Consider the following 6,037-nt stretch of genomic DNA (forward strand, 5'->3'; position numbering starts at 1 on the left):
CGGCCACGCCCGCCGACGCAGTCGCTGCCGTCGACGCCGCGCAGCGCGCCTTCGCCACCTGGTCGCAGACCGGCCCCAACGAGCGCCGCGCCCTGCTGCTCAAGGCCGCGCACGCACTCGAAGCGCGCGCCGACGCCTTCGTGCAGGCCATGGCGCGCGAGACCGGCGCTTCGGCGCTGTGGGCCGGCTTCAACGTGCACCTCGCGGCCGGCATCCTCACCGAGGCCGCGTCGCTCACCACGCAGATCGCGGGCGAAGTCATTCCGTCCGACGTGCCCGGCAGCCTTGCCATGGGCGTGCGGCAGGCCGCTGGCGTGGTGCTGGGCATCGCGCCATGGAACGCCCCCGTGATCCTGGCCACGCGCGCCATCGCCACGCCGCTGGCCTGCGGCAACACCGTCGTGCTCAAGGGCTCCGAGCTGTGTCCCGAGACGCATGCGCTCATCATCGAAGCGCTGGCCGAGGCCGGCCTGCCCAAGGGCACGGTCAACTTCGTGACCAACGCGCCCGCTGATGCAAGCGCCGTGGTCGAGGCCATGGTCGCGCACCCGGCGGTGCGGCGCGTCAACTTCACCGGCTCCACGCGCGTGGGCCGGCTGATCGCGCAGACCTGCGCCACGTACCTGAAACCCGCCGTGCTCGAACTCGGCGGCAAGGCGCCCTTCGTGGTGCTGGACGACGCCGACATCGACGCGGCCGTGAACGGCGCGATCTTCGGCGCCTTCGCCAACTCGGGCCAGATCTGCATGTCGACCGAACGCCTCGTGGTCGACAACGCCGTCGCCGACGAGTTCGTTTCGAAGTTCGCCACCCGCGCACAGGCCTTGCCGCTCGGCGACCCGCGCGAAGGCCCCGTCGTGCTGGGCTCGGTCGTCGACATGAGCACCGTGACACGCTGCAACGCCCTGATCGACGACGCCCTCGCCAAGGGCGCCGTGCTCGTGTGCGGCGGCAAGGCACAGAACACGCTGATGCCCGCCACCGTGCTCGACCACGTCACGCCCGCGATGGCCATCTACCGCGAGGAATCCTTCGGGCCGGTGAAGGCGGTCGTGCGCGTGAACGGCGTGGAAGAGGCGGTGGCGGTGGCGAACGACAACGAGTTTGGTTTGTCATCCGCCGTGTTCGGCCGCGACGTGGCACGCGCGTGGAACGTAGCGCAGCGCATCGAGGCGGGGATCTGCCATGTGAACGGACCGACGGTGCACGACGAGGCGCAGATGCCGTTTGGCGGTGTCAAGTCGTCAGGGTACGGGCGGTTCGGTGGGCGAGCCGGCGTCGAGGCGTTCACGGAGCTGCGGTGGATCACGGTGCAGACGACGCCTCGGCACTATCCGTTCTGAACAAGGGAGCGGCAGGGCGCCGCCCCGCCGTTCCGATCAAGCCGTCATCGGCTCCCGCGATTCCCTTTCGGCGGGCCGACGGTTCTGAGTCAGCCGTGTCTCGTCCGCGCCCGCATACACACGGCGATAGCGCAGGTAGCCGGCCCCCCATGCATACCATTCGCGCCCTTCCGTGAAATCGGGCGCATACTCGCCCGTGGTCAGGTACAGGTTGACCCATCGCTCCTGGCGGCGCGTCAGCCCGGCCGGTGCTCCACCTCTGGGTGGATCGATCCCCGTGCGTGCCTCGTCCGCCTTTTTCTTGCGGGCCACCAGCTTTTCGAGTTGCGCCTTGAACTCGGCCGCCTCGGGACCAGTGAGCTTGAACCATGCGTGAGAATCGTGCACACGGTCCTCGAACAGCTTGCTGGTGAGCACGGGCTCGTTCCAGTACGGCTCGATACGCCCCCACTCGCCCACCCGCTCCGAATCGATGCCGGGCACGTTGTCGACCTCGCGCGGCGTGCCGTCCGGGCTGTTGCGACCGCTGATCCGCTTCTTTTTCTTTCGCCAGGCTTCGAAGTCTTCTACTTCCTTGACGAACTGCTCGTCGGCCGACTTGAGGTCCGCCCGGTCTGCCTCCGAAGCGCGCAAGACGAACGGCATGGTGGCCGCGTGGCCAGCCCAGGACTTGCGCCACTGGATGAACAGCTTGCGCTGCTCCGCCATGATGTCGCGCAACAGACCTTCCTTGACCTGGCATACGGCAAGGTAGGCGTTGAAATCACGGATCAGTTCCTTGGCGACCATGAACTGATCCTTGATGACCGGACGTGCCAGTTCCAGCTTCAGTGGCACGCCCAGTATTCGCGCCTCACGGTACATCAGGGCGAGGGGAATGCGCGAGAGCATGTCATCGCCTTTGGGATGGACTCCCTTGCCCTGCTCCGTCGGCATGTAGCCTCCGCCGACGTCCGAGTGCATGCCGGGGCACACCCACTCCCGAGAATTCTCAGGCAACGTATTGCCGACGTGAACGGAATCCGACGGAAAGCTGCGACGGAACTCGTGCGCGGCCACGATGTGCAGGCAGGGGACCTCGGCCGGAATGCGCATCGAGGCGTCCGCATCGGCCCATCCGCCATGCCCGTCGGCGAACAGAGACGAGGCCGCTACACCGACCGACGCGACCGTATCGAACAATCCCAGGAAGTCGAAGGTCACCGGGAACGAGGCCAACGTCGGCCCCGTCTGCCCGCGAAGTTCAGCATCGATCTGGCACATCGCCAGGAACCAGTTGACGAAGACCCGTGCCTCGGCTGCTCCCCGCGAAAAGCCGAATGCGCTGACGAAGATGCGTTGCACCCGACCTGGATCGACCTTGCTGCACCGGCCGGTTTCGGGGTCGATCATGTGCGGCCTGATTGAATCGTGCAGCTTGTTGAGCATCACCTCCAGCGTGCGGCGATTCTTGTTGTCGCGTTGGCGCTTCTCAGCGGCCCCATTGGACGCCTCCAGAAGCTCCTCCTTGCCGAGGCTGAAATCCTCGCAGAACCGCATCACCTCTTCGGCCGAGAATAACCCCGGCCCTTTGCCGCTCCGGGTGAGGTAGCGGTAGACGCAGTTGAGCGCTTGCGCCAACGCCCACAGGATGCGGCGCTCGCCGTAGCGAGCAGTGGCGTTGCCCAGCAGCGCATCCTTGCCGACGCCGCTGTCGCCCACTTGCATGAAGGGCGTTCCCACGCCCGGAACGTAGACCTTGAAGAAGTGCTGGTAGTTTTCGGGGTTGGTGGTCCATTGCGCATCGGGGTCAGCTGGCACCCCAGGCACGCTCTGTCCCGGATACGCGCCGTACAAGCGTGCGACGTTGGAATGCGTGTAGTCCTCGTTTTTTGTACTGCTGTCGTAGTTGTTTCGCGTGCCATCGAAGAAGAAGCCCATGAAGAGATTCACGTCGCAGGATTTGCCGGGCTGGCCTATGGGGCGCAATTCCCGGCCGACTTCATAGTCATCTTCAATCTTCTTGTTGTTCTTCCCAAAAAATACTTTTCGATCTGAGGGGTTAAAAAAAGTCATCTCGTCAATCGAGATTGCAAGATGGGCTGTCATGGCTTGACCTTCATCAGCCGATCAATTTTTTCTTGATTCCAGACTATCAACCTCTCCAGCATGGCCTTTTCCTTGGTGAAAAAAGCGGGATCGTCTGGCCCCGAAAACGCGGCGAGTTCCTTTCGATAAGCAAACTCCTTTGCGCGCTCGTCCCATGTCTCTTTGAGGTATTTTTTGGAATCTTTATTCAACTCCTGCAGTGCTTCCGCGCTCGACTCCAAACTTTCCCGTGCCAATCGCATATCCCGGTCCCACAACTCCCGCTGAAAAGCCAGCGAAGGCTTGGGCCACCCTTTGATCTTCCCGGGCCATTCGTCGCCGTTAGGTCGGTACGCGGTTGAAACGACACCCACCGTGCCATCGGGATAGTTGATGAACCACACATCCCCCGCCTTGCCACTCTTGTCGTAGGGCGGCAGATCAACGATGAAGTTCTGGCGCGGCCGATAGTCGCGTGCGTTGTTGTCGTAGCTCTGCAGGATCACGCCGACCTGGATGCCAGGTGCCCAGGTCTTCGGCACGTTGTAGCAACAGATCACGCCTCCTGCGGCAAACGGACCGATCTCTTCGGAGGCGACCACGGTCTGCTTCGGGTCCTTGGGGTCGAACAGTCGATAGCGGATGTCCTGGTCGGTGTAGTTGACGCCGCTGACCGAAGCCGGAACCGTGTCGGCGCGGCCTAACGCACAACCACTGGTGGCCAGTGATGCAAGAAGCACAAAGGGAAGTAGCCAATTTCTGAGAATCATCTGTCGTTCCTGTTGCGACAAGCTAAGTACGAAAAGCGCGAGGCGCTTCTTTGCAGTGTTGTTCGGAAAGCATGGTCATGGCTTTATCTTCATCAAGCGGTCGATCTTCTCTTGCTGCCACGCCACGAGCCTCTCCGTCGTTTCTTTTTCCTCTGCAAAGAATGCGGGATCGTCTGGCCCTGAGAATGGCTTTAGTTTGTGCCTGAATGCATAGCTCTTTGAGAGCCAATCCCACTCTTCCCTCAGGTACTTTTTCGGGTCATTCTTCAGTCTTTGCAGCGACCTTGCACTCGACGCCAACCCTTCCTCTGCCAACCGCATATCCCTCTCCCACAACTCCCGCTGAAAGGCCAAAGAAGGCTTGGGCCATCCCTTGATCTTCCCAGGCCACCCCTCACCGTTGGGCCGGTAAGCGGTCGAGACCACGCCCACTGTCCCGTCTGGGTAGTTGATGAACCACACATCCCCCGCCTTACCACTCTTGTCGTAAGGCGGCAGATCAACGATGAAGGTCTGGCGCGGCCGGTAGTCGCCCGCCTTGTTGTCGTAGCTCTGCAGGATCACGCCGACCTGGATGCCGGGTGCCCACGTCTTCGGCACGTCATAGCAACAGATCACACCTCCTGCGGCAAACGGCCCGATCTCTTCGGAAGCGACCACGGTCTGCTTCGGGTCCTTGGGGTCGAACAGCCGGTAGTGGATGTCCTGGTCGGTGTAGTTGACGCCGCTGACCGACGCTGGAACCCTGTCGGCACGACCGATGGCACATCCTGTCGCGGCCAGGGATGCAAGAAGCACGAGGGGAAGGAGCCATTTCTTGAGAAGCATCTGTTGTTCCTGCTGCGGTGCGCTAGACCATCAAGGCGCGCAGCGCCTCATGGTCTGAACGAACGCTGCGGCTGAGTTCGGGATGCAGCCAAAACACTTCGCACAGATTCATCCGTTGTGCCATCGTGTCGAGGTGCATGGCATTGGCCTCGGCGAGCCCGCGTTCCGCAAGTGCGTGCAAGGCCGAGGGCAAATGCTTAGCTTCATAGGCTGGCGAGAGCTGCAGCAGGTTCGCGACCATCTCGTCCACTTCGCTGCCGGCGATGAGCAGCGCGCATTGATCACCATCGAGTACCGGTGCGCATGGAGCCAGCGACGTGGATGCCATTTTCCCCGGTGCAAGGAAACTGCTCCAGCTGGCGTCGCGCCGGCGGAAATGCCATGTGGCTCCGGAACCGCAGAACGCCATCTGCTGCAACGGAGACAGCGCAGCCAGCACATCCGGCAGGCGCCGTGTGTCGGGAAAGCGCAGCACGAAATACTGCCCGTCCGCATTCACGACGCACCAGGGGCTCAGGCGTTTGAACAGCGACTCGAGCGGCTCGGCCGAGTGGATGAAACTGAGCATCGGCAAGCCATTCGTCAGCTGCAGCATGCGATCGAGCAGGGGCCTCTCAACGGCATCGATGTTAAACAGCACGGGTGAATGCCGGATCGCCTCGTCTGAAGCGCCGGGCATGTTCTCGTAGAGCGACCGCCAAGAGCCGGAGCCCAGGTGGCTCTTGATCAGCTGATGGCATTGCGGTGCGAATGCGCAATCGATCAAGGCGTAGCGAAATCCCTCGGCGCCAGAGGCAAGAGGGCCGTCGTCCGCAAACAGGGCGTCGATCCATCCGGGTGCGGGCTTGTCGATCAGGTTCATCGTGCGTTACTCCACCTGGGTGAAGGCCGGCGCCGACTTGAGCGACTTCAGGAGGCACGCCACGCAGATGCTCTTGGAAAATGCCGGCAACGGGTAGCTCTTCTGCACCGGCCCGGCCAGTTTGCGCTGCACCGAGTGATAAGTGATCTTCCCCGGACACTCGAACG

5 protein-coding genes are annotated in these 6,037 nt (G+C 62.6%); 1 reads left to right on the top strand and 4 read right to left on the bottom strand.

Going from position 1 to position 6,037, the window contains the following annotated elements; all coding sequences use genetic code 11:
• A partial coding sequence (locus tag VBO01S_RS30485) for an aldehyde dehydrogenase (RefSeq protein ID WP_062482703.1) occupies positions 1–1,343 on the top strand: 1,343 nt, incomplete at its 5' end.
• 36 nt (positions 1,344–1,379) lie between these two features.
• Here the strand turns inward: VBO01S_RS30485 and VBO01S_RS30490 are convergent.
• From VBO01S_RS30490 to VBO01S_RS30505, 4 genes are all read right to left on the bottom strand, one after another.
• The gene (locus VBO01S_RS30490; protein ID WP_062482706.1) at positions 1,380–3,431 is read right to left on the bottom strand and encodes a T6SS phospholipase effector Tle1-like catalytic domain-containing protein; all 2,052 of its coding nucleotides are present in this window, start codon (positions 3,429–3,431) and stop codon (positions 1,380–1,382) included.
• A complete protein-coding gene (locus VBO01S_RS30495; RefSeq protein WP_062482709.1) occupies positions 3,428–4,180 on the bottom strand; it encodes a DUF3304 domain-containing protein in 753 nt (250 codons plus the stop codon). Before VBO01S_RS30495 ends, VBO01S_RS30490 begins: the two co-directional genes overlap by 4 nt.
• A 75-nt stretch (positions 4,181–4,255) precedes the next feature.
• The gene (locus VBO01S_RS30500; protein ID WP_062482712.1) at positions 4,256–5,008 is read right to left on the bottom strand and encodes a DUF3304 domain-containing protein; all 753 of its coding nucleotides are present in this window, start codon (positions 5,006–5,008) and stop codon (positions 4,256–4,258) included.
• 22 nt (positions 5,009–5,030) lie between these two features.
• Positions 5,031–5,870, bottom strand: coding sequence for a DUF4123 domain-containing protein (locus tag VBO01S_RS30505; RefSeq protein WP_062482713.1), 840 nt, complete (start codon positions 5,868–5,870; stop codon positions 5,031–5,033).
• Positions 5,871–6,037 lie beyond the last annotated feature (167 nt).

The organism is Variovorax boronicumulans NBRC 103145 (assembly GCF_001591345.1).
Classification (GTDB): domain Bacteria; phylum Pseudomonadota; class Gammaproteobacteria; order Burkholderiales; family Burkholderiaceae_C; genus Variovorax; species Variovorax boronicumulans.